We start from the raw sequence: 433 nt of genomic DNA, 5'->3' as shown, positions 1-433 counted from the left end.
GCGAAGTTGTGGCCATCGAACTGCACCGTTCCCCCTGCACCGGCGCCGTTGGCGTAGTAGTGGTTGATCGTGTACGCGTCGGGATGCTGGCTCGGGTAGTACTCGTACTCGTTGCGCTCCCCGTTGTCGAACCAGTCGGTGCGGTGGTCCCTTTGCCCCTGGCTGTCGAACATCAGTTGAATGGTCGACCAGGCATGCGAACCGGCCTGGTCGTAGTCGTACCAGGTGCGCGAGCCATCGTCCTGCAAGACATTCACCCAGTCCGTGCGGCCCCATGGATCGGTGTGCGACTGCCAGATGCTGTCGCTGCGCACGTCGGTCTGGTCGTAGTCGGCCCAGTCGTGGCTGCCGTCGTCCTGGGTGACGTCCGTCCAGTCGGTGCGGCCTTGGGCGTCGATGTGGTTCGACCAGACGCTGTCGCCTCGCACGTTGG

1 protein-coding gene is annotated in these 433 nt (G+C 64.2%); it reads right to left on the bottom strand.

Annotation, left to right across the window (positions count from 1 at the left end):
- The coding region (locus B0W80_RS35840) for a hypothetical protein (RefSeq protein ID WP_179107113.1) at positions 1–433 on the bottom strand (433 nt) is incomplete at both ends.

The organism is Variovorax sp. KK3 (assembly GCF_001984055.1).
Classification (GTDB): Bacteria; Pseudomonadota; Gammaproteobacteria; order Burkholderiales; family Burkholderiaceae_C; genus Variovorax.
Note: the sequence above shows the minus strand (reverse complement) of the source record. Positions and strands in the feature narration are given on the sequence as shown.